21 protein-coding genes, 1 tRNA gene and 1 pseudogene are annotated in these 23,065 nt (G+C 58.5%); 14 read left to right on the top strand and 9 right to left on the bottom strand.

Features of this window, described 5'->3' with window-relative positions; genetic code table 11:
- Position 1: 1 nt before the first annotated feature.
- On the top strand, positions 2 to 574 hold the full coding sequence (locus HMPREF1287_RS08545; protein ID WP_023016435.1) for a recombinase family protein: 573 nt from the start codon (positions 2 to 4) through the stop codon (positions 572 to 574).
- A gap of 130 nt (positions 575 to 704) precedes the next feature.
- On the opposite strand, the gene HMPREF1287_RS12610 is transcribed toward HMPREF1287_RS08545, so the two are convergent.
- The gene (locus tag HMPREF1287_RS12610) at positions 705 to 1,040 is read right to left on the bottom strand and encodes a hypothetical protein (RefSeq protein WP_173783247.1); all 336 of its coding nucleotides are present in this window, start codon (positions 1,038 to 1,040) and stop codon (positions 705 to 707) included.
- Between the two features lie 68 nt (positions 1,041 to 1,108).
- Here HMPREF1287_RS12610 and HMPREF1287_RS12850 point away from each other — a divergent pair, with 68 nt between their 5' ends.
- The 3 genes and pseudogenes from HMPREF1287_RS12850 to HMPREF1287_RS12605 all read left to right on the top strand — a co-directional run.
- The gene (locus HMPREF1287_RS12850) at positions 1,109 to 1,174 is read left to right on the top strand and encodes an erythromycin resistance leader peptide (protein WP_071569110.1); all 66 of its coding nucleotides are present in this window, start codon (positions 1,109 to 1,111) and stop codon (positions 1,172 to 1,174) included.
- A 99-nt stretch (positions 1,175 to 1,273) separates the two neighbouring features.
- Positions 1,274 to 2,128, top strand: a complete 855-nt coding sequence (gene erm / locus HMPREF1287_RS08535) for a 23S ribosomal RNA methyltransferase Erm (protein ID WP_016459102.1) — start codon at positions 1,274 to 1,276, stop codon at positions 2,126 to 2,128.
- Between the two features lie 164 nt (positions 2,129 to 2,292).
- Positions 2,293 to 2,710, top strand: a pseudogene (locus HMPREF1287_RS12605) (transposase family protein); the annotation flags it as partial.
- Between the two features lie 244 nt (positions 2,711 to 2,954).
- Here the strand turns inward: HMPREF1287_RS12605 and HMPREF1287_RS08530 are convergent.
- Positions 2,955 to 3,039 (bottom strand) — tRNA-Leu (locus HMPREF1287_RS08530).
- Between the two features lie 208 nt (positions 3,040 to 3,247).
- Here HMPREF1287_RS08530 and HMPREF1287_RS08525 point away from each other — a divergent pair.
- The 8 genes from HMPREF1287_RS08525 to crgA all read left to right on the top strand — a co-directional run bounded on the left by HMPREF1287_RS08525 (position 3,248) and on the right by crgA (position 12,513).
- Positions 3,248 to 4,081 carry a DUF3662 and FHA domain-containing protein gene (locus tag HMPREF1287_RS08525; RefSeq protein WP_005276103.1) on the top strand — a complete coding sequence of 278 codons (834 nt, stop codon included), beginning with the start codon at positions 3,248 to 3,250 and terminating at the stop codon, positions 4,079 to 4,081.
- Between the two features lie 25 nt (positions 4,082 to 4,106).
- Positions 4,107 to 4,559, top strand: a complete 453-nt coding sequence (locus tag HMPREF1287_RS08520) for an FHA domain-containing protein (RefSeq protein WP_005276102.1) — start codon at positions 4,107 to 4,109, stop codon at positions 4,557 to 4,559.
- A complete protein-coding gene (locus tag HMPREF1287_RS08515; protein WP_023016432.1) occupies positions 4,556 to 5,920 on the top strand; it encodes a PP2C family serine/threonine-protein phosphatase in 1,365 nt (454 codons plus the stop codon). The genes HMPREF1287_RS08520 and HMPREF1287_RS08515 overlap by 4 nt, the downstream gene beginning before the upstream one ends.
- 3 nt (positions 5,921 to 5,923) lie before the next feature.
- On the top strand, positions 5,924 to 7,276 hold the full coding sequence (locus HMPREF1287_RS08510) for an FtsW/RodA/SpoVE family cell cycle protein (RefSeq protein ID WP_005276093.1): 1,353 nt from the start codon (positions 5,924 to 5,926) through the stop codon (positions 7,274 to 7,276).
- Positions 7,273 to 8,703, top strand: coding sequence for a penicillin-binding transpeptidase domain-containing protein (locus HMPREF1287_RS08505; RefSeq protein ID WP_005276086.1), 1,431 nt, complete (start codon positions 7,273 to 7,275; stop codon positions 8,701 to 8,703). The genes HMPREF1287_RS08510 and HMPREF1287_RS08505 overlap by 4 nt, the downstream gene beginning before the upstream one ends.
- Complete coding sequence (locus HMPREF1287_RS08500) at positions 8,703 to 10,214, top strand: serine/threonine-protein kinase (RefSeq protein WP_023016431.1); 1,512 nt, start codon at positions 8,703 to 8,705, stop codon at positions 10,212 to 10,214. The genes HMPREF1287_RS08505 and HMPREF1287_RS08500 overlap by 1 nt, the downstream gene beginning before the upstream one ends.
- Before the next feature lie 3 nt (positions 10,215 to 10,217).
- Positions 10,218 to 12,170, top strand: a complete 1,953-nt coding sequence (gene pknB / locus HMPREF1287_RS08495; protein WP_023016430.1) for a Stk1 family PASTA domain-containing Ser/Thr kinase — start codon at positions 10,218 to 10,220, stop codon at positions 12,168 to 12,170.
- Positions 12,171 to 12,240: 70 nt separating this feature from the next.
- Entirely contained in the window at positions 12,241 to 12,513 is a 273-nt protein-coding gene (gene crgA / locus HMPREF1287_RS08490) for a cell division protein CrgA (protein ID WP_005276080.1), read from the top strand.
- A gap of 66 nt (positions 12,514 to 12,579) precedes the next feature.
- On the opposite strand, the gene nagE is transcribed toward crgA, so the two are convergent.
- From nagE to HMPREF1287_RS08475, 3 genes are read right to left on the bottom strand one after another with little or no spacing between them, the layout of a single operon-like run.
- Positions 12,580 to 14,667 carry an N-acetylglucosamine-specific PTS transporter subunit IIBC gene (gene nagE / locus HMPREF1287_RS08485; RefSeq protein WP_034653718.1) on the bottom strand — a complete coding sequence of 696 codons (2,088 nt, stop codon included), beginning with the start codon at positions 14,665 to 14,667 and terminating at the stop codon, positions 12,580 to 12,582.
- A gap of 57 nt (positions 14,668 to 14,724) precedes the next feature.
- Entirely contained in the window at positions 14,725 to 15,489 is a 765-nt protein-coding gene (nagB, locus tag HMPREF1287_RS08480; protein ID WP_023016428.1) for a glucosamine-6-phosphate deaminase, read from the bottom strand.
- Between the two features lie 10 nt (positions 15,490 to 15,499).
- Entirely contained in the window at positions 15,500 to 16,675 is a 1,176-nt protein-coding gene (locus HMPREF1287_RS08475; RefSeq protein WP_034653290.1) for an N-acetylglucosamine-6-phosphate deacetylase, read from the bottom strand.
- Positions 16,676 to 16,987: 312 nt separating this feature from the next.
- Between HMPREF1287_RS08475 and HMPREF1287_RS08470 the strand changes: the two genes are divergently transcribed.
- Positions 16,988 to 17,296, top strand: a complete 309-nt coding sequence (locus tag HMPREF1287_RS08470) for a hypothetical protein (RefSeq protein WP_023016426.1) — start codon at positions 16,988 to 16,990, stop codon at positions 17,294 to 17,296.
- Between the two features lie 352 nt (positions 17,297 to 17,648).
- The gene (locus HMPREF1287_RS08465) at positions 17,649 to 18,251 is read left to right on the top strand and encodes a hypothetical protein (protein WP_023016425.1); all 603 of its coding nucleotides are present in this window, start codon (positions 17,649 to 17,651) and stop codon (positions 18,249 to 18,251) included.
- Here the strand turns inward: HMPREF1287_RS08465 and HMPREF1287_RS08460 are convergent.
- From HMPREF1287_RS08460 to HMPREF1287_RS08445, 4 genes are all read right to left on the bottom strand, one after another.
- Positions 18,241 to 19,656, bottom strand: coding sequence for an NAD(P)/FAD-dependent oxidoreductase (locus HMPREF1287_RS08460; protein WP_023016424.1), 1,416 nt, complete (start codon positions 19,654 to 19,656; stop codon positions 18,241 to 18,243). The two genes, HMPREF1287_RS08465 and HMPREF1287_RS08460, sit on opposite strands and share 11 nt — an antisense overlap.
- Positions 19,657 to 19,962: 306 nt before the next feature.
- Positions 19,963 to 20,610 (bottom strand): rhomboid family intramembrane serine protease, encoded by a 648-nt coding sequence (locus HMPREF1287_RS08455; RefSeq protein ID WP_023016423.1) that lies wholly within the window; start codon positions 20,608 to 20,610, stop codon positions 19,963 to 19,965.
- 97 nt (positions 20,611 to 20,707) lie between these two features.
- Entirely contained in the window at positions 20,708 to 21,238 is a 531-nt protein-coding gene (locus tag HMPREF1287_RS08450) for a peptidylprolyl isomerase (protein WP_005280498.1), read from the bottom strand.
- Positions 21,239 to 21,308: 70 nt separating this feature from the next.
- Positions 21,309 to 22,946, bottom strand: a complete 1,638-nt coding sequence (locus HMPREF1287_RS08445; RefSeq protein WP_023016422.1) for a dihydroxyacetone kinase family protein — start codon at positions 22,944 to 22,946, stop codon at positions 21,309 to 21,311.
- Positions 22,947 to 23,065: the final 119 nt, after the last annotated feature.

The raw sequence follows: 23,065 nt of genomic DNA, 5'->3' as shown, positions 1-23,065 counted from the left end.
TATGTTGATTGGATATGCGCGCGTCTCGACCTCGCGACAGGGGCAGTCGCTGGACACGCAAAGCAAGGCCCTCATCGACGCTGGTTGCGACCCTAAGCATATCTACAGCGACACCATTAGTGGTGCCAAGTGGTCTCGCCCCGGCCTCGATGATGCCCTCGCCTACATGAGGCCGGCCGATACCTTGGTCGTGACCCGGCTAGACCGGCTGGGCCGCAACATGGTCGAAACCGTCACTACCATCTCCGACCTAGCTGACCGGGACATCAATGTCCGGGTCCTTGATCCTGCTCTGGACACATCCCGTCCTGCAGATAAGGTCGTGGTCAACATCATGGCTTCTCTAGCTGAGTGGGAGCGTGACCTCCTTATTCAGCGCACTCGCGAGGGCGTCGCCCATGCCCGAGCACAGGGACGAGTTGCGGGCCCGAAGCCGAAGCTCAGTAAAGAGCAGAAGCAACAGGCTGCGCTATTGGTCGAGAACGGCCAGTCAGTGAAGTCAGTCGCCAGGTCCTTCAACGTCTCCCGGCAAACCATCTACAGGGCTATCCGTGAGGTGGACGATACTAAGTAAACGAGTCTGCGCGAAACGAAACCCCCAGGTGGAAACACGGTCAGAAAGTGCACACCCGGCCCGTAAGGTGTTGGGCAGAAACGACCCGAACACCACCTCTAGGAGTGAAAACATGGCCACCAAGCCGCTGTCAGCCGTTCGCCTTGGCATGGAAGTCAACAACATCACGCTGGCGCACTTCACCACCGAATCCGTCACCCAATTCCTCCACCACGTCGCAGACCTCGTCGAAAACCGCGTCGTGCGCTCCGCAGGCGACTCCCCCTGGTTCCCTCAGACAACCGTTCACTAACGCGTCCTTCACGTCGAGCGGCCTGCGTCCATTGCCTCGCTGTGTGCCACGAAAGCCCAGCTTTGGTGCCACGATCTTGCAGGCTTTCTGCATCGAAATATTCTCCGCCAGAATGCGAGCTTCCACGAGGCGGACCACACGGTCCTTCGCCTCCTGATCAAACTTCTTCGGCATGTTCGAAGATTTTCACATCTACTCAAACGGAACAAAACCTGGGCCCTTCATATCACCCGCGAATTTAAATGGATATAATTAGACCCATGTTGATTTCAGGTACCGCTTTCTTGCGGTTGCGCACCAACCGCTAAGGCGGTTTCCTACCCCGTAGGTTAAAAACCGCTCCGGTCCTTTAGCCGGGCGGCTATTTGTCATGCCCGGCTCCCTTTCAAATCCAAGGAGCACACCTGATGTCTGCATACGGACACGGCCGTCACGAGCATGGCCAAAATTTTCTCACCAACCACAAGATCATCAACTCCATCATCGACCTTGTGAAACAAACCTCCGGCCCCATCATTGAGATCGGACCAGGAAGCGGTGCCCTCACTCACCCGATGGCCCACTTGGGGAGGGCGATAACGGCAGTTGAAGTGGACGCAAAACTAGCTGCCAAAATCACACAAGAAACCTCCTCGGCGGCGGTCGAAGTGGTCCATGATGATTTCCTTAACTTCCGGTTACCCGCCACTCCCTGCGTCATTGTGGGAAACATTCCCTTTCACCTCACCACTGCCATTCTTCGAAAGTTGCTGCATGCGCCAGCATGGACTGACGCTGTACTCCTCATGCAGTGGGAAGTCGCTCGCCGCCGGGCCGGGGTAGGCGCAAGCACGATGATGACGGCTCAGTGGTCCCCATGGTTCACATTTCACCTGGGTTCTCGGGTACCAAGGCCTGCTTTCCGGCCACAGCCAAACGTTGACGGGGGGATCTTAGTGATCCGCCGGGTGGGTGACCCGAAGATTCCGATAGAGCAGCGCAAAGCCTTTCAGGCGATGGTGCACACCGTTTTCACTGCCCGGGGACGCGGGATAGGGGAAATTCTCCGAAGGGCAGGGTTGTTTTCATCACGTTCAGAAACACAATCATGGTTGCGCTCGCGAGGAATCGACCCCGCGACCCTACCTCCCAGATTGCACACCAACGACTGGATCGATCTCTTCCAGGTGACTGGTTCCTCTCTACCTCACCATCGACCCATTTCACCATCGGGAAGTAGTCAACGACCTCCTCAACGGAAAAACCGAAGCCGGCGGCGTTAATCCCCACCAAAACCGAAATCCACCAGTAGTACTAAAAGGGCTCTTCCGGTTTTAGAGTGCATTGATTAGTTCGCCGGGGGTTCGGGCGTGGCACAAGATATTGGGGTCCTTGGCTTTGTAGGAAAAAGGTATCTAATCCATCCGTACAAAACTAAGGACCTACTGTGCAGCCTAACGGAAATGTCATCGTCGATACCATCTGCCGCACCGCAAAACTAGGAACTACTATCACCGGTGCCACAGAAAACGGTGACGTCACTGTTATTGAAGCCGAACCCGTCGAGCCGATCAATGAATGCCCTACCTGCGGGCAGCCTGGAGTATTCCGCGACCACGTCATCCGCAGCCTGGTCGATCTGCCCATCGTCGGCCACCCAACAACTTCATGTGCGCCTTCCACGCTACCGGTGCACCAACAAGCGTTGCTTGCAGAAGATCTTCCGTGCTGGCCTTGCCTGCGCGCCCGACAATTCAAAGACCACGGACCAGGTGACCCACTGGATCCTGCAACGACTCTGCCTAAATCGGATGAGCGTTGCCGCTGCACCCAAGTCATTAGGCCTGGGGTGGGATATGAAGTGTCCCAGGTTTTGTTCCGTTTGATGAAACCCGTTTTTGAAACAACGTACGGAGCACAACGCACGCCGATGCCAAAGCTTCCGCAACATCGACTACCTCATCAAACCCACGACAGTGGGATTCACACCCTCAATCCCCACGCGTGCAATCTTCGCACCTCAAAGATTGAAAAATGAAAGAAACCGGAGGTCACGAACCCTTTCGAGTTTGTTACCTCCGGTGTCGCAGTTTGTTCAACTGCTCATTGTGCCCGGGGCGGGACTTGAACCCGCACGTCCTTATCGAACACTGGCACCTGAAGCCAGCGCGTCTGCCAATTCCGCCACCCGGGCAGGGTGTGGTTGTCAGTGCGACTAGATAAAGATAGCACAGGAAGCACTTGCAATTACAAATCAGCAGGAAAAGCGGATTATTTTGCGCATTTAAAGGCGAAAATCTAGGAACTTTCGCGCCGCCGTCTACGTTTGAAAGGGGTGTACAAACTATAATGGCTACTACTGATCACTACTGATCGCTGTATAGCGGAAAGGAGCAAAATTCGTGGCGTTTTTAGAAAGGCTGGCGAAGCTCGATTCCGCTATGCAACGCGGCCTTGATAACGGCATGGCTTTTGTCTTCGGCGGCAAGGTCGTTCCTGCAGAGATTGATGAGCTTTTGAAGCAAGAAGCCCAGGACAATCTCGGCCACGGGGACGATGACAAACTCTATAGTCCCAATGTCATGACTGTAGGTGTCTCCTCCAAGGATTTGGAGAACTTGTCGCAAGACCCCGATTTGCCTGCCGATTGCGCAGACCAATTATCTCGCTTTATCCGCAATAACGGATGGTCCCTCGCTGGTCCCGTCATTGTGCGGATTGCGGAGGAATCGGGCCTGCGCACGGGCCAGCTTCGTGTGTCCTCGTTTATAGATCACGAGCCCACAGAAGAGACCGGTTTCGAGGCGATTTTCCACGACTTTGATGGTCAGGAGGACCAGATGACCAACCCGCACGAAAATAATGCGGATGACGCAGCTACTACCGCTTTCATTGCGCAAGATGACCAACCCGCGCCGCAAACGCAGGGCCCCGCAGTCAATTTGATGTTGCAGGATGGCTCTTCCCGCGTCTACCACGTGCAGGAAGGGTCAAATATTATTGGCCGCAGCAATGATGCGGATTTGCGCCTGCCGGATACGGGCGTGTCCCGCCAGCACGCGGAAATCACGTGGAACGGTGAAGATGCCGTGTTGGTGGATCTGCAGTCCACCAATGGCACCACGGTCAATGACACTCCCATTGATAACTGGCTGCTTGCCGATGGCGATGTGATCACCATGGGCCATTCCCACGTCGAGGTCCGCATTACGGGCCTTGATTCGCATAGTTACTAATTCACACTGAGGAAGGGAGGCCGCCATGGATGCAGTCATCATGCTGGCGCTTCGCATCGGCTTATTGGCTCTTTTGTGGGTATTTGTCCTGGTGGCCTTGAATGCCATGCGGCGGGATACCAATAAATCCGCAGGTGCTATGCCACAGCCGTCAAAAATGGGTGCGTCCCCGCGCAGTCATGCTGCGGTGAAGCAGCTTTCTATTGTGGAGGGTCCCTTGCAGGGATCCCACATGAATTTGGGCACGCTCGAGGAATGTACCTTGGGACGTGCCGCCGACTGTGATTTTGTCACTGGGGATGATTACTCCTCCGGCCATCATGCACGCCTATTTCGCCGCGGCAGCGAGTGGGTAGTGGAGGATTTGGAATCTCGCAACGGAACCCTCGTCAATGGTGTGCGCATCGACCAACCTGAGGTAGTCGGCGCGAACTCCGAAATTAAGCTAGGCCGCACTACCGTGAGGTTGAACGCATGACACTGAAGCTAAACTTTTTTGCCAAGTCGGACCGCGGGCTTATCCGCGGAAATAATGAGGACTCCGGATACGCCGGATCCCACCTGCTGATTTTGGCCGATGGCATGGGCGGGCATGCCGCGGGTGAGGTCGCCTCCCAACTCATGGTCAACCACCTCGAAATCTTGGATCAGGATCCGGGTAAGGAGGACACGGAGGCGCTCCTTGCAGCTGCTGCCGATGACGCCAATGAAGCCATCAGCGAGCACGTCACCGCCCACCCAGAGACTGAAGGAATGGGCACGACGCTGTCCACGATGCTGTTCAATGGCACCACCTTTGGCGTTTGCCATGTGGGCGATTCGCGCGCTTATTTGCTGCGCGATGGCAAGCTCGAGCAAATCACCAAGGACGATACCTACGTGCAGTCCCTGGTGGATAAGGGCGAGCTGGCCGCAGAAGATGTTTCTTCCCACCCACAAAAGTCCCTCATCTTGAAGGCCTATACCGGCCGTGCGGTGGAGCCGACCCTCTTTACATTCGAAGCCAAGGCGGGAGACCGCATCCTGCTGTGCTCGGATGGACTGTCTGACCCGGTTACGGCTTCCACGATTGAGACTGCCCTTGGCCAAGGAAGCATCGAACAGGCGGGCTCCACCCTCGTGGATCTCGCCATACGTTCGGGCGGACCAGACAATGTCACGGTCGTCATCGGCGAGGTTACGGAAGAAAAGCCCGCCACCCACGAGCCTTTCCGCGTTGGCGCGCTGGCGGGTTCGGTAGAAGAGCCCACTCACCCGGATTCTTCTGCATCACGCGCCGCCAAACTCACCCGTAAACCCCAGGTAATTCCGCCGGCCGTCATGGCCGATGAGGACAACGCGGCTAAGGACTCCGATGAAGAAGAGGCAGAGGACGAGCCTTCTCGACGAAAAGTCGGGTGGAAGGTCCTCATCGCGCTCATCATCATCTTGGCGCTCGTTATCGGCGCAGGGCTGTGGGTAAAGAACTTCTTGTCCAATAACTACTACGCCGAGACCAACGATGCCCAGGAAATCACCATCCTGAAGGGCGCGGATTATTCCGTATTTGGCAAGGATTTAAGCTCCACCCACCAATACGTGTGCATCAATGACAAGAACTCCTTGCTGTTTTCTGCACAGAAGTGCAAGGGAGACTTCACCCCGCTGAAGGTCTCTGACCTGCCCGAGTCTGAGCGCGGCGCGGTCAACCACATTTCCGCCGGTGATCTGAGCAAGGTTCAGGATCAGATTAATGACCTGGGTGAAAAGGCACTCAAGCCATGTATCACTGCACCGAGCCAAAAAGACAATAAAGACACCAAGGAAAACAAACCTGGGGTCACTTGTAGGGAGGTGTAGCTGATGCAGAAGTTTTTTAGCCGAAGAATCGAACTCGGCCTCCTTATTCTCGCCGCGGCTGTCTTTGCCATTACCTTGGTCAGTTTGGAGCTGTCGCAAGATAATGCGCTTACGACGGACCTGATCTACCTCATCGGTGGATTCATTGGTGTCTTTACCATTGCCCACTTGGCAATGTGCTTCTTGGCGCCCTACGCGGACCAGATCATGTTGCCTATCGTGGCCATCCTTAATGGCATTGGGCTTATCGTTTTGGCCCGCTTGGATTTGGTCAATGATCGGGGTCTCGCGGTCCGCCAAGTCATGTGGACCGTCGTTGGCTTGGTGCTCTTTGTACTGGTCCTGGCGGTTGTCAAGGACCACCGCTCACTCACCCGCTACTCCTATATCTTAGGCGCAGCCGGCCTCGTACTGTTGGCGCTGCCATTGGTGTGGCCACAACCTGATGGCGTTGAGGCGCGCATTTGGCTGAACTTCGGGCCATTTTCCATCCAGCCGGGTGAGTTCTCCAAGATCATGCTGATCTTATTCTTTGCCATGCTGCTAACGCAGAAGCGATCCCTTTTTACCGTGGCTGGCTATCGTTTCTTGGGAATTTCCCTGCCCCGCTTGCGCGACCTCGCCCCCATTCTCATCGTGTGGGCCATCGCCATTATCATCATGGGCATTTCCAATGACTTCGGTCCGGCATTGCTGCTCTTTAGCACGGTGCTGGGCATGCTATTTATGGCTACCGGCCGGGTTAGTTGGCTATTTATTGGCCTCGTCCTCGTTGGTATCGGTGGCTTTGGCATTTACCAGGTATCCGAAAAGATCCAGCAGCGTTTTTCCAACTTCATGGACCCGCTGGCTAACTACGACAACACCGGCTACCAATTGGCCCAGTCCCTTTTTGGTATGTCCTCTGGCGGTATTTCCGGCAGCGGCTTGGGCCAAGGACACCCCGAATTGGTGCCGGTGGCACACTCTGACTTCATCCTCGCCGCCATCGGTGAGGAATTGGGCCTGATCGGCCTAGCTGCCGTTTTGGTCCTCTTTGGCATGTTGGTGACCCGCGGATTCAATACCGCGTTGCGTACCCGCGATACCTACGGCAAACTGGTCGCTTCAGGCCTTTCTCTTACTTTGGCGGTACAGGTCTTCGTCGTCACCGGTGGCATTTCCGCCCTGCTGCCGATGACCGGCTTAACCACTCCTTTCATGTCCGCCGGTGGTTCCTCTCTCATGGCTAACTATGTACTGTTGGCGATTTTGCTGCGGATCTCTAACGCAGCACGCCGACCCATGCAGGAGAACTCGAGCAATGCTCCGAGTGACACCTCCATGTTCCCGTCGGTTCAGGAGGCTTACCGATGAACAAATCCATCCGCCTAGTGTCCCTTTTTGCCATCGTCTTGACCGCAATCCTGTTGGTGAACCTGACGGTGATTCAGGCATTTTCGGACGATAAATACGCGCATAACGCTAAGAACTCGCGCGGGTTTATTGAGTTGCAGACCACCCCGCGCGGCCAGATCTATTCCGGCAATACGGTGCTGGCGCAATCTACGGAAAACCCGGATGAGACCTACTCCCGGTCTTATCCCATCGATTCGCCTGCTTTTGGCAATATCACCGGATACTTGTCCAGCCAATTCGGCGCTTCGGAATTGGAATCTTCGCAAAATGACATTCTCAATGGCACGGATGATTCCCTGTTCAAGCAGCACTGGCTGGATACCATCGCGAATAAGCCCACCCAGGGCGCTAATGTAGAGGTCACCATCGACCCAGCATTGCAGCAGGCCGCGTATGACCAGTTGGCGGGTCCGGGATACGAAGGTTCGGCGGTTGCCATCCAACCATCGACGGGCAAGATTCTGGCCATGGCCTCCAACCCGGGCTTTAACCCAAATTCACTGGTCGGCGAGTCCGCCGATGAGGCGTGGACGGGTTTGCAGGAGCAAGCGGGCCAGCCACTGGTCAACCATGCAGCGGCGGATACCTTGCCACCGGGATCTATTTTCAAGATCATTACGACTGCGGCCGGGTTGAATAATGGATTCAATCCCTCGTCAAGCCTGACCGGTGCCAACGTGATTACCCTGCCGGATGCCGTCACGGAGCTGACCAACTACGGCAATGAGAAATGCAACGGCCAGGATTCAGTGACCCTGCAGACCGCCTTTGCGCTGTCGTGCAATACCGCATTTGTGCAGATGTCTGAGCAGATTGGCGCGGATGAGCTGCGCAAGTACGCGGAGGGTTTCGGAATCGGCAAGAAATACGATCTGGGCGTCTCTTCCTCCGCGGGTACCTTGGGTGACCTGCCGGATGGTGCGGCGACGGCGCAATCGGCCATCGGCCAGCGCGATGTCACCATGAGCGCGTTGCAGGCGGCAGTCATGGCCGGCACCGTGGCCAATAAGGGCACGCGCATGGAGCCTTACCTGGTCAATCGCATTACCGATGCCCAGATGAAGGAGATCCGCACCACCAAGCCCAAGAAGGGCGGCGAGGCCGTGACGGAAGAGACCGCATCGACCATTAAGGACTTGATGTTTGCCTCCGAGCGTTCTTCGTGGGGCTACGACGGCAATGGCTTTGCATCCAAGACCGGTACCGCCGAGCACGGCGAAGGCTTGGCTCCGCACGTGTGGTACGTGGCCTTTGACCCGGACCGCGATATTGCCGTCGGGGTCGTCGTCAAGAACGGCGGTAACCTGGGCGAATCCGCAACGGGCGGCAGAGTCTCTGGCCCAATTGGTCGTGCCATCTTGAGCGCATACCAGGGGGAGCAGTAATGAAGAATACCGAGAATAAGGACCATCTCCAGGAACTCATCGGCAGCGACTACGAGCTGCAGTGGATCATTGGCCACGGTGGCATGTCAACGGTGTGGCTTGCCGATGACACTCGCAATGACCGCGAAGTAGCCATCAAGGTTTTGCGGCCGGAGTTTTCTGATAACCAGGAATTCCTCTCTCGCTTCCGCAATGAAGCGGAATCCGCCGAATCTATCCAGTCCGATAACGTGGTGACCACGTATGACTACCGCGAGCTGGAAGATAATGGCCGCAAATTCTGCTTCATGGCCTTGGAATACGTGCGGGGCGAATCCCTCGCGGACCTGCTCGCGCGCGAGAACACCTTGCAAGAAGAACTCGCGCTCGACGTGCTTGAGCAGGCGGGCCACGGCCTATCCATAATCCACCGGATGGGCTTGGTGCACCGCGATATTAAGCCCGGCAACCTGATGATTACCCAAAATGGGCAGGTAAAGATTACGGACTTTGGCATCGCCAAGGCGGCTGCCTCGGTACCGCTCACGCGCACCGGCATGGTGGTAGGTACCGCCCAGTACGTTTCGCCTGAGCAAGCGCAGGGCAAGGAGGTCACCCCTGCCTCGGATATCTATTCGCTCGGCGTCGTGGGTTACGAGATGCTCGGCGGCAAGCGCCCCTTTTCGGGCGATTCCTCCGTGTCCATTGCTCTTGCCCACATTAATCAAGAGCCTGAACCGCTGTCGACCACGATTAGCGCCCCGGCGCGCGAGCTCATTCGTATCGCGCTGCGCAAGGATCCCAATACCCGCTATGCCGATGGCAATGAATTTACGGTCGCGGTATCCGATGTACGCCTGGGCAAGCGCCCACCGCAGCCCAAGTCCATTCCGCCCCACCAGCAGGCCCCGGAGCCCTCGCCCTCGGCATCGACTGAGATGCTTGCCGATGTCGCCCAGCCCACCACCATTCATCCGGCGGCGGGGACGGCCACGGGGACGGCGGCACCACAGCGCAAGGCAGCACCAGCCCCGGCCAATGATTCGAAGGGCGGGAAGTCTTTCCTTAAAGGCCTGGGTATCGTCGCGGCCATCGCCCTGCTTGCCGCGGCCGGCTACGCCATCATGAACCTCATGAATAGCGAGGGCGGCGATAGCGAGCCTTCGTCTACCCAAGAAACGTCCGTGGTTACCGAATACCGGGATCCCACGACCACGCAGGTAGAAACCCTGGAGGAAGAAGATACTAATGAAACGCCGCAGGAAGTGACGGTGACGGAGACGGAGCCTACGGATCGGGAGGGCAACCAGGCGCCGCGCGATAATCACCGGCAGCCGCAGACCCCGAACCAGCAGGCCCCGACGCGAAACCAGCAGGCCCCGAATACCCCGACGCAGCAACGTCAGCCCCAGCAGCGCCAGCCGCAGGAGACGCACGTCGAAAATACACCTGAGCAGAAAAACACAGTAAACTCACAGCCCGATGAACTCCCTGGGGATTTATCTGACCTATTAAGACAGGATGGTGACTAAGCCATGGTCAATGACCGGTACCGGCTCGGTGAGATCATCGGCTCCGGCGGCATGTCCGAGGTATTTGCCGCAGAAGACACCACTTTAGGCCGGCAAGTAGCGGTAAAAATGCTGCGCACGGAGATGGCTCGCGATATCAACTTCCGCGAGCGCTTCTACCGCGAGGCGCAGAACTCGGGCAAATTAAACCATCCCAATATCGTCGCGGTCTATGACACCGGCGAGACCGAGATGGACGGCATGACCATCCCGTATATCGTGATGGAGAAGGTCAACGGGGCCACGCTGCGCGATATTATTCGCGAAGATGGCCCGCTGCCTGCCCAAGAGGCGGCGGAGATCCTCAAGCCGGTCGCGGAGGCCTTGCAGGCATCCCATGAGGCGGGAATCATTCACCGCGATATCAAGCCGGCGAATATCATGCTCACCAATACCGGCCAGGTGAAGGTGATGGACTTTGGCATCGCCCGTGCATTGGATGATTCGACCTCGGCGATGACCCAAACTTCTGCCGTTATCGGTACCGCCCAGTACCTTTCCCCGGAGCAGGCGCGCGGCAAGAACGCCGATGCGCGTTCCGATGTCTATGCGCTGGGCTGCGTCATGTACGAGGTACTCACCGGCCGCACCCCATTCGAAGGCGAAACCCCCTTTGCCGTGGCTTACCAGCATGTGCAGGAAGAACCGACCCCGCCTTCGGAGCTTATCGATGATCCCTCGTTGACCCCCACCCAGCGGGTCAATATCGATGCGGTGGTACTGACCGCGATGGCCAAGCACCCCGCGGACCGCTACCAGTCCGCCTGGGAGATGGCCGGCGATTTGGACCGCCTGCGCACGGGCCAGGTCACCGAGGCCGCCCGCATGCACGTCAACGAGGACGATGCCACGACGGCGATGCCCGCGTCGGCCACCGCTACTGCTACATCCCACCGGGCACCGATCGAATCGACGCGTCCTACCGGAGCACCCGAAGAGGATGAAGGCGGCGGTTGGATGAAATGGCTCGCGCTGCTCCTCGTCGCGCTGTTGGTCGCCATCTTGGGCTATTTTGCCTGGGATTTCTGGAGTAGCGACGATGAAAAGGATAGGAGTGGCCGTGACCAAACCGAGGTAGCGGAGCACAATAGCGTCATCGTGCCGGAGGTAGAAAACCGCCCGCGCAATGAAGTGGTCAAAGATCTCGAGGACTTGGGGCTTCTCGTCACCGTTAACGAAGAGGCTAACCCGGATATCGATCGCAATAAGGCGATTCGCATCAATCCGGCCCCGGGTTCGGAATTGCAGAAGAATGCCTCGGTTACCTTGACCGTTTCTTCCGGCAAGGAAATCATCGATGTCCCGGATATCACCGGCATGAACTTGGATCAGGCCGCGCAGGTCTTGGAAGAGGCAGGCCTAGAGCTGAACTCCGATATTTCCGAGCGCAATGATGAGGCCCCCGCCGGCGAGGTAATCCAGCAGAACCCCGCGGGTGGTACCCAATTGTCCAAGGGCTCGAAGGTCCGGGTGACGGTATCTAAGGGCATCGAAAAGAAGCGCGTTCCTGATGTTTCCGGTTTGAACGAGGAGGATGCGCGCAGCCGCCTCGAAGCCAGTGACTTTGATGTCAATGTCCGCGAAGTCGATTCCTTAGAGCCGGAAGGCACCGTGCTGAACGTGTCCAACCAGGGCGCACAGCTGGAAAAGGGCCAGACTGTCACCATTGAGGTATCCAATGGGATGCTCATGAAGGCACCTGAGGTCATGCACAAGAATCAAGGACAAGCCGAAAATGCCCTGCGCCAGGCGGGCTGGGATGGCCAGCTGCGCGTGGGCGAGCCAATTCCTACCGGCGCCTTGGTCGATAGCAATAAGATCGGTTGGGCATCCATCAATCCTGGCGATACCATCCGCAAGGATCAGGACGTGGAGGTTCGCATCTGGAAATTCGAAGCCTCGGCGCTACTGCCGTAACCACCGCTGCTGGTATCGTAATTCATCAGTAAGCACTGAGATAAGAACTGAAGTCTAGAGAAGGTCTCTTATGCCAAAGTCAAAGATCACCCAGAGCTCTGCCACCCAGGTATCGAGCTCTGCCGGGGCGAATCGCACCCCGGTCAAAATCAACTCTGAAGGCACCCCGAAGTGGTACGTGGCCATCATGCTTGGCCTGATGGTCATTGGCCTGCTGTGGCTCGTGGTCAATTATCTCGCCGGTGAATCCATCCCCTTCATGGCGGAGCTCGGCGGTTGGAACTACGGGATTGGTTTCGGCCTCGCCCTCATTGGTTTGCTCATGACCATGGGCTGGCGCTAGACCGCCGCCAAAAAGAAACCCTCGCCGCCACCGCAAGGTGACCGCGAGGGTTTCCGTGCTTAGGCCTTAGTGTTCAGCCGGGCGCACACGGGCAACAGAGACACTCTGGTCAGCGCGGCCCTCGTGTTCGATATCTACTCCAGCGATCTGCTTTACCGTGGGGCAGACCACCGGGGTGATGAGGTTGATGCCGCGTTCGCGCAGCTTCTCAGACTCCACCGCAATGATGGGGGTGCCGGCGCGGACGACATCGCCCTTGTCCACGAGCTTGGTAAAGCCCTCGCCCTTCAATTCCACGGTATCGATGCCGATGTGAATGAGCAGGTCAAGACCCTCTTCAGTCCGCATGCCGAAGGCATGGCCGGTCTTGAAGACCATGGTGATGGTGCCATCTACTGGGGCACAGACATCGAAGGCATCGATCACGGTAGGAATAACGGCAAAGCCTTCGCCCACCATGCCCTGAGCAAAGGACTCATCGGGGACCTCAGAAAGCGGCACGACGGTTCCCTCGAACGGGGCGTGGAGCTGAATATCGGTGCCGATCTTCTCCGCCGGGCGAGCCTCTTCGCTGGGCTTCGCCGACTTCGTAGCTACCGAGGCGGAGCCGGTGCGCAGTTGGTGGTTGACCTCATCAAACATGAACTGCACGGAGGGGCCCACGATGACCTGCACGTTCTTTTCGGAAGGGTGGATGACGCCGGAGATACCGGCGCGCTTGATAGTGGGGTCATCGACAAGCGCGCGATCCTTCACGCCCACGCGCAGGCGGGTGGTGCAGTAATCCAGGGAATCGATATTGTCCTTGCCGCCGAGACCCTCGATGATGCGGGAGGCGGAAGCGGCGGTCTTATCATCGCCCGTCGCGGCATCGTCGTCTTCAAGGGCGTCCTCGTCATCGCCGCGGCCTGGGGTCTTCAGGTTAAACCAGCCGATGAGGTAGTAGAATATAACGAAATACAGGGCGAAGAAGATAACGCCCATAATTAGGAGCATGTACCACTTATTGGCCAGCGGGTTTTGCGAGGACAACAACATATCCACAAAACCTGCGGAGAAGCCGAATCCCGCGGTCCATTCCATCGCGGAGGCGATAAAGACCGACAGGCCCGTCAGCAGCGCGTGCACCACATAAAGCAGCGGGGCGACGAACATAAAGGAGAATTCCAGCGGCTCGGTCACGCCGGTGAAGAAGGAGGCTAGGGCGCCGGCGGCCATGAGGGAGCCGATGACCTTGCGACGGCCCTTATCCGCGCGCAGGTACATGGCCAGGGCGGCACCTGGCAGGCCGAACATCATGATTGGGAAGAATCCGGCCTGGTAGCGTCCAACCACTCCGTCCACGGTGCATTGTCCGTTTTCCCAAATACCAGGGCACTCCGCTGCGGAGGTAGCCGCGGCGGCCGCGTCGATAGTGGATTGGCCGGATTGGAAGTTACCGATGTCGTTAATACCAATAACGTCGAACCAGAACACGGAGTTCAGTGCGTGGTGCAGACCCGTCGGAATGAGCAGGCGGTTGGCCACGCCGTAGATGCCCGCACCCGCAGCACCGAGGCCCTGGATGGAGGTACCGAAGTTGAAGAGCGCGTGGTAAATGAAGGGCCATACGAAGTAGAGGATGGCGGAAACCACGATGGCGAAAAGCGCAGTGAGGATGGGGACGAGGCGGCGGCCAGAGAAGAAGGCCAGGAAGTCCGGCAGCTTAGTGCCATGGAAGCGGTTATAGACCATCGCCGCCATGATGCCTGCAAGGATGCCGAAAAGAACGTTGCCGTCACCGACTGCATTCCAACCTTCAGCCGCCCATTCGACGGCTTCGTCGCCCGTAAGAGCCTCGGGATCTTCGATGCCGCGATAGCCGGCCACCGCGTCGGGGCCCAAGAGCTTCATGAAGGTGGCATACGCCAGGAAACCGGACAGTGCGGAGGCACCATTGGAGTCTTTGGCCAGGCCAAAGGCGATGGCAACGGCGAAGATCCAGCCCAGATTATCCAGCACGGCACCGCCGGAGCTGACCAGCAGCTGCGCGACAACGTTATCCTGGCCGGCAACGCTGGCTATCCAGTAGCCAACGCCGCCGAGGATCGCCGCGACAGGCAGTACTGCCACGGCGCCCATCAGCGCCTTTCCGAGCCGCTGCAGCGGCCCCATAATATTGAGTTTCACGAGAGGAGTCCTTTCAAAGGTGTAAAGAGGTAAAAGAGGGCTTCAGTGCGGACGGTGCTCATCCACAAAGCGGTAGTACTCGTAATCTTCCAACTGGGAAGCCGCGTCTTCATCGAGAATCACCGTGGCCCGCGGGTGCAGCTGGAGGATTGAGGCCGGGCAGTGCGCGGATAGCGGACCCTCCACCATGTCGCGGACCGCGCTGGATTTTTCGGTCCCGGTGGCCAGCAGCAATAGGTGACGGGCCTCGCTGATGGTGCCGAGCCCCTGGGTCAGCGCGTAGCGAGGAACGCTATCCGTGTTCTCGAAAAAGCGGGCATTATCCTGCACCGTCCGCGGGTGTAGCGTTTCCAGCCTGGTGCGCGATTGCAAGGAGCTGGAGGGCTCATTAAAGCCGATGTGCCCATTGCCACCAATGCCCAGCAGCTGGATATCGATGCCGCCAGCATGGCGAATGGCCTGGTCATAGGCGGCTGCGGCGCGGTCCGAGTCCGCGGCATCGCCCTCGGGGCTCTGCACTAACTCATCGATGAAGTCGACGTGACTGGTAAATACGCGGCGGATGGTGGAGTAATACGACTGCTCATGGAAGCGATCCAGCCCCACGTATTCATCGAGGAGGAAGGCGCGGCTGCGAGCGAAACTCACCTCCCCGCGCTCGCAGCGGGCGGTGAGTTCTTGATACATCGCTACCGGAGTAGAACCCGTGGCCAGGCCCAAGGTGGCCCCGGCGTTGGCATAGCGGACGAAGATATCGGCGGCGGCAATAGCCACCTCTGCTGGTGTGGAACGAATGAGGATGTCCATGCAGTATTTCCTAACGTGAATCAGTATCTGTCGCGGCGGTGATGTCAATGCCATCAGCGATGACGCGCATGGGCTCGAATTGCGCATTCAGGCCCACGAGGTTGGCGCGCTTGCCGGGAGCCAAACGCCCTATGTCCTTATCCCCCAGTACGTCCGCGGCCGTGGTGGAGGTAAACCGAACCGCCTCCTCTGCGCCGTGGCGCGCGGCAAAACGCGCAAATTGCTGCGCCAAGGTGGAGGTTCCACCGGCGATGGCGCCACTGTCCACCCGCGCCACGCCATCGGTCACGGTAACGGGCAGGGAGCCCAGCTCATAGGAGCCATCGGCCATGCCGGCAGCGGCCATCGCATCGGTGACCGCAAAGGAGCGGCGGTTATAGGCCATATCCACGGTGCCATCGGCAAGATGCACGCCATCGGCAATGAGCTCTACTCCCGCATCGCCCGCCTTCGAGCCGGTAAGGAGCGCGGCCACCGTGCCGGGTGCACGGTGGTGGATGGGCGGCATGGCGTTAAAAAGGTGGGTGCCGGTCACGGTGACGCCCAAGTCTTTCGCCTGCGCCATGACTCGCAACGTGGTCTCGTAATCAGCTTCGGTATGGCCCAGGCTGGCGATAATATCGTGCTCTGCGCAAACCTCGAGGAGCTCCGCCGCGGCCTGGGTTTCTGGGGCGAAGGTAATGGACCGCAGGTGGCCGCGGGCGGCATCGATCACCGCGCGGAAAAAGTCTGGGTTCCCTGGCACGATGCGCGATGGATCCTGCGCGCCACATTTGGCCGCGGCGATAAACGGGCCTTCCATATGGATGCCAGCGATATCCCCCTCATCTGCCAGCGCGGCAAGCAACTCCGCACGCGCGCACAGCTCCGCCTGCGTTCCAGAAACCATGCTGGCTATAAGGGTGGTGGTGCCGTGGGCGCGATGAAAGCGCGCGGCGGCGCGGCACTGGTCATAATCACCATTGGGAAAGCTTCCGCCATTGCCGCCGTGATTGTGCAAGTCCACAAAACCTGGGACCCACAGCAAAACGTTTGGGTCACCGGATTGCCAGGCCGCGTGCGCTGCGGGGACATCGCCAAGCGAGATGTCTTCAATGCGCCCGCCAAAGTTCAGCGCACCAGCGCGCAGCTCGACGTTCTCGTCGATGTACAGGCCTTCTACGCGGCCCTTCGTCTGTGTCTGCATATTTCGTTCACTTTTCTGTTGTGTGGGCAGGCACCGTCCCATAAACGCGCCGATATCCCAGCGCAGCACTATGTTATAACCTATTGGTACCATAAGCCGTTGTCAATGGGGTCACTTTCAATTTTTTATGTGAGATTTTCGAGGACTATCGACTGTGATGCTCAAATTCGTTTAGGCATAGACCCGCACCAGCCACTGGACTACATTGATCTTTAGGAAGTATCGCTTGCCGATGCCACCTCTACCCTCGGCTTCTCTCTAGCAAGCGCGCTACCTACGCCAACCACCGCGTCACGTCAGGAGAACGTAAATATGGATTTAAAACCAGAAACTATTGTTTCTAATATTTTAAGCGATATTGCGGAAGTAAATGATTGGGCCAGCATTGCTGATGCCACCGGCGCTAATGACATAAACTCTTTCCACGCCACCCCTGACGAGGTTTTCACCATCCTCACTGCTGTTAAAAATAGTCCCGATTTGGCCCTCGGAACTGTCACAAATGAGTTCAAGGATTTCCCTGATAGCTGGTCGCCGCGTGATATAACAGACCGGATCTTTGCCTCGTCAGATCCCATCTTCTCGATGATGGATATCTTTATGCGCCCGACCAATGAATGACCTACGGAAGAATAGAGATGAAAACTGACCACGTATCTCCTTTAAGTTACGTAGCCCTTAGCACTGTGGTTGTTGCTTCATGACTAGCCCTATATGTGCATTTTGAGACATATCCATGCTCATTGCCTTGATAATCAGTCTGCTCAACTGGGCCCTCCGGTTTTGTCATCAAGCAGCTACCCTGCAAAAGCGCAGGGATAAATTGGGTGCGATCTACTGTCTAAATGACCACTAAGAGTGCTCTTCCGCGATATCGCGCATGCAATTATTATTATTGAAATTATAACCGTTTCATGTCCTTCACAAGTACTCGCCTCGGACATGGCGGGATCCTCATCTCAAGGAGCACACCATGACCAGTCGTTCACCCGCACCGCCGCGGCACCGGTCCCAGTACGTTCTCTTGGCCGGCTTAGCCGTCTCGGTGGCCTATGCCGTCGTCCATATCGCGTTTTCTGATCCCGCCCTGATCGAAGGCACCGCACCCGCGCGCCTTTCCTTACGCAATTACCTTGGCCCAGTGCTGGGCTCTGGCATGGTGTGGGCGCTATTTGCTTACCTCATGGGCAAGGCGTGCTCCCACCGGTGGACCACGGCCTTTTTCGCAGGAGCCGGCATACTCCTGCTCATGTTGGCGGTGCACTACGGGCTGCTTTCCGCCTTTGGTATCTACGACTGGCAGACGGCGTTTTTAGCTAATGGCGCGTGGTTCCTCTTTGCCCTTATCGCCGGGCCACTTTTCGGCGCGGCGGGGGCATTTTCCCACAGGTTGGGCTGGCTAGATTACGTTGCAGTACTCGGTTTCGTGCTGGAGCCACTGGTTACTGGGCTTATCCCAGGCAATGGTATCGATCCGCAGACCACGACCACCCCTGGATATCTTGCAGCGGTAACGCTGTGGATGATCGGTGCGGTTTTCTTCTACTGCGAACGCCGGGCTCCTATTAAGGGGTAGCCACATCCCCAGCGGCCCACCAGCCGGGCATGCCATGGACGCCGGCCCCGGGCGCGGTGGACCCCGAAGCCATAAATATTCCCGGCGCGAGCCGGTGCGGGTGCGCGGAGAGGCGCGGGCGCAGCACGGTCTGCAGCCCGGTCATCGCGCCACCAGCGATATCGCCACCCACCAGGTTGGGGTTCCAGCGTTCCAGGTCAGCTGGGCTCGTCGCGCGGGTGGCCAGGATGGTATCGCGAAAACCTGGTGCAAAGCGCTCGATCTGCCGCGCAATGAGGCCGGTCACCTCCCGTGGATAACGCTCCTCATAGCCGTGCGGCACGTGCGCGTAGGTCCACAGCACCAGCCCGCGCGACGGGTCGGCCACGTACTGTTGACACACCATGACCAGGGGATTTACGGGCATGCGGCGCTTGCCGATGTCCCTTTCCGCCCCACCAATCTCCTCCACGCTGCCGCCCACGTGGACGGTGCCGGCTTGGCCCACGCGGGGATCGGCCCACGGCACGGGTTCGCTTAAGTGAAAGTCCACCTTGTACACCGCGCTGCCATAGCGCCACCGCCGCAGGTTTCGTCGAGTCCGTGCAGGAAGGTCGAGCCCGCCCAGCCTAAGGATCTGGCGCGGGGTGAGATTGAGGATAAGGGCATCCGCGCGGGGCAGGCTGCGCACATCCGTGATGTCGGCGCCGGTGTAGATGCGGGCGTTGTGGGAGCGGAGGAGGGAGACGAGGGCATCGGCAAGCGCCTGCGTGCCGCCTTCTACCACCGGCCAGCCGCGGGTCATGCCGAGCGCGTCAAAGAGCAGGCCGAAAGCGGAGGTAAAAGCCCTGGTAGGCGAGGTAATGGCGTGCACCGCGCTACCGGCGAATAAGGCGCGGGCCTGCGGGGAAGTAAATGCCGCCCGCGCGAGCGCGCTCGCCGGGAGCAGGCCCGGCACTCCAAACTGTGCCAAGCGCACCGGATGCTCGGGCCAGTGCACCAGAGGGGTCAGCGCATTAGTGAGATGCGCATCGATATTGCGCACCACGTGGCCGTGCAGGCGAGTCCACGCCCTGGCATCGGTGCCGAGCCCCGCGGCGGTCTCCTCTAGAGAATTATGGAGAATGCCTGCTGGCGCGCCCTCCAGTGGATGGGCCATGGGATAGCGCGCATGGCGCCAGCGCAGGCCGTGCGATTCCAAATTGAGCGAGCGAAAGGCCGGGCTCGCGATACCGAAGGGATGGCCGGCCGCGCCAAGATCGACGATGGTGCCCGGGAAGATCTCGGTCGATGATGCCGCTGCCCCACCCGGGTGGCTGGCGCGCTCATACACATCCACGCGCCAGCCGGCCGTGGCGAGGCGGGCCGCGGCGGTGAGCCCATTGGGCCCTGCGCCGACGATCACAGCGTGCGGTTGTTTATCCACAGTCCTCCTTGTGCAGGTCAGTGGCCCCAATCTACCTTTTCGCCCACACGATGGGTACAAAGTTATCCACAGGCTGTGGAAGAAACCTGTGGAAAATTTATTTCACAGACTTATCCCCACCCTGTGGATAAGTGTTTTCACGGCCTTCCACAGGTGACTTTTCGGCCGCCGATACCGCTATAACCTGTGTGATCAGGGAAAACTCCGGAAAAGCGTTCGGTAAATTACAAGAATGTGGTTATCCACAATGTGGATAACTGTTGTGGATTTCTTTCGCACACCCATTCCGGTGAACAAATTCCACAGTTATCCCCAAACCCCAGCTCGCAGGGCCAATAACACAATGATGACCGCACCGGTGAGAGCGACACCCGCCCAGCGCACGGATTTATTTCGATGAAAGAGGAAGAAGCTCAAGACAATGCCGGTGCACAACCCACCCAGGTGGCCCCACAGGGAGACTCCCTCTGCGACGAAGGTATAGCCCACATTGACCAATACGAGGACGATGGGCGCGCGCAAGTCCATCCCGCGTTGCCGGAAGACGCCCACCAGCATGCCCATCAGGGCAAAGATCGCCCCGGAGGCGCCTACCGTGGGCGTGCCAAAATCGAACCACAGCACCATGGCGGAAGCGCCCAAACAAGAAACTAGGTACGCGGCAATGTATAGCCCGGTATCTAAGGCGCGCTCTACTTCCCTACCGATGAGCAGGAGCATCACCATATTGACCGCGAGGTGCCCGCCGTCCAAGTGCATGAATTCCGAGGACAGCGCCGTTAGCGGCGCATCGGCGTACTGCGGCCCCCACAAGGCCCAGTCTTGGCTCAGCGTGGAGAGAAAGAAGGTCTCGCCCAATGTGCGAGCTTGTACCGCGGTAATTGACCACGCGATGATGCAGATCGCGGCGATGGTCGAGGTAACGGGGGCGGTTCGCAAATAATTTTTCACCATGGCGTAGAAGCTGACCCTTTGTTGGCATTCGGATAAAACTAAACGAACCCGGCACCACAGGAAGGAGTGTGGTGCCGGGCGCGGTGCGAGAAAACGCTTAGGCGATATCGATGGACTCGATGACAACGTCCTCATGCGGACGGTCCATGCGGTCGGTGTCGACCTTGCCAATCTTGGAAACGACTTCCTGGGAAGCTGGGTCCGTAACCTCACCGAAGATGGTGTGGTGGTTGTTCAGGTGCGGGGTCGGCGCCACGGTGATGAAGAACTGGGAACCGTTGGTGCCTGGGCCAGCATTTGCCATGGCCAGCAGGAATGGGCGGTCGAACTGCAGCTCTGGGTGGAACTCGTCCTGGAACTGGTAGCCCGGGCCACCGCGGCCGGTGCCGGTGGGGTCGCCGCCCTGGATCATGAAGTTATCGATGATGCGGTGGAAGATGGCGCCATCATAGAACGGGCCGGACTGCTCGCCCTTTGCGTTCTGGGTGGAGTAGTCCTTTTCGCCCTTGGCCAAACCGATGAAGTTTTCAACGGTTACCGGTGCATGGTTACCGAAGAGATCGATAACAATATCGCCGTAGTTGGTATGCATCGTTGCAGTTGCGGTCTTCTGAGTCATGCCAGCCATTGTAAAGAATTTACTTCCTCTCCGCTGTGCAAGACATAACGCTCTCAGCGATCGCGCTATGGTTCTCCCCCTAGTCAGCTGACAGAGCTTTTCCCCCAAATAGCCAGCTAACCACGAGGGCACCGGGATCGATGACTCCCTTGCTGCGATCGCCCAGGTAGGACGCGCGCCCCTTCTTGGCGGCGATCTTTCCGGTTTCTTCCACGCCCTCGCGAGCGGCCTCGTACAGGGCCTGGAGCGTTTGCTCGTCTGGGCGCTCTGCACCGATTTCTTGCGCCTTTTCAGCGGCCGGAATGAGTGCATCGAGCATGGTGCAATCCCCGCGCTGCGCGCCGCCAAGTTCCTGAATAAACTCCGCCGCGCTGCCCAAACCTTCCGCTAAGGTCTCCGCACGAGCCATGTCGTTGAAGAAGCTGCCGAAGACCGCGCCCGAGGTTCCGCCCGCAAGAACGAGGAAGCGCTTGGCCAGGCCGGTGAAAATCTCATCATCCGCGCCGCGCAACGGCAATTCAATACTTTCCAGCGCCACCTCCATATTGGTGCCGAAGTCCCCATCGCCGGCTTTGCGATCAAGCTCGGTCAGTTCCTCGATGGAGGATTGCACGCGGTCGACGAAGTCACTCAACCACTGGTTCTCTTCGCCCTCTTTAGGCAGTTCATCTTCAAAGGTAATCCGCGCCGATTCCACCTGCTTGGCACCGCCCAAGGTATGGGGCCAGGCGGGGGCTTGGGTTGGGGCATCGATAAGCTCAAGCAGCTCATCGTCGGCCTTGAGCAGCGTGATGGATACGCCGTGCATATTGACCGCGGTGACGAAGTTGCCCACCATGGAGCGCACTACCGTAATCCCCTTCTCCGCCAGCTGCGCGGAAGCCTCGCCGAATACCAGGCTCAGTTCCAAAGGCGTGGTGCCGCCCAAACCGTTGACTAGGCACACCACCTCGTCGCCGCTGCTGATGTCGAGGGCAGCCGCCAGCTTTTCCAGCACGGTGGCGACGATGGCATGGGCATTATCGACCTTTTCCGTGTGCGTGCCGGGCTCGCCGTGGATGCCCACGCCGACTTCCATGTGCCCGTCGTCCAAATCAAAGGTCTCGCGCCCAGTGGTGGGCAAAAAGCCGGATCCCAGTGCCACGGACATGCTGCGGGATTGATCGGCGGTCCGTTTCGCAAGCTCGGTGACCTTATCCAAGTCATCGCCGCGATACGCCGCGGCACCGGCCACCTTTTCCACCAGGATCGTGGCACCCGTACCGCGCCTGCCAGGGCCCTCGCCGGTGCCTTCGGTAGCAATATCATCGGCGACCAAGACGGAACGCGTATCTACGGCCTCTGCCGCGTTGCGGGCCACGGTGAAATTCATGACATCGCCGGTGTAGTTCTTCACAATGTGCAGCACTCCCCTGCCCTGGTCGGCCCACTGCGTGGCTTCGCTGACCTGGACGGCATTCGGGGAGGTAAACAGCAGGCCCGGGCAGGCAGCGGCGAGCATGCCTTGCCCAATGAAGCCGGCGTGCATGGGCTCGTGGCCGGATCCGCCACCGGAGATGACCGCGACCGCCGGTTTATCATCGGCCGTGCGCAGCGGGGTGCTGCGCCCGATGAAGCCCGCGTCGTGCCAGGTGGCATCGGGATGCTGGGCGATGAACCCGGCCAGGGAATCAGACAGGAAGGATTCTTGGCTATTGCGAAATGCTGAGTGCTTCATAGCGCCCACGGTAATCCGGATCCGTCCAGAGCGTCATGGGTGGGTACTAGATCACGAAAACGCTATGCAGACCGGCTGCATAGCGTTTCCTTTAAGAACTTAGAATTTCGCAGATTCTA

The sequence above is a fragment of the Corynebacterium sp. KPL1986 genome (genome assembly GCF_000477975.1).
Classification (GTDB): domain Bacteria; phylum Actinomycetota; class Actinomycetes; order Mycobacteriales; family Mycobacteriaceae; genus Corynebacterium; species Corynebacterium accolens.
This window is presented reverse-complemented; position numbering and strand designations above follow the sequence as displayed.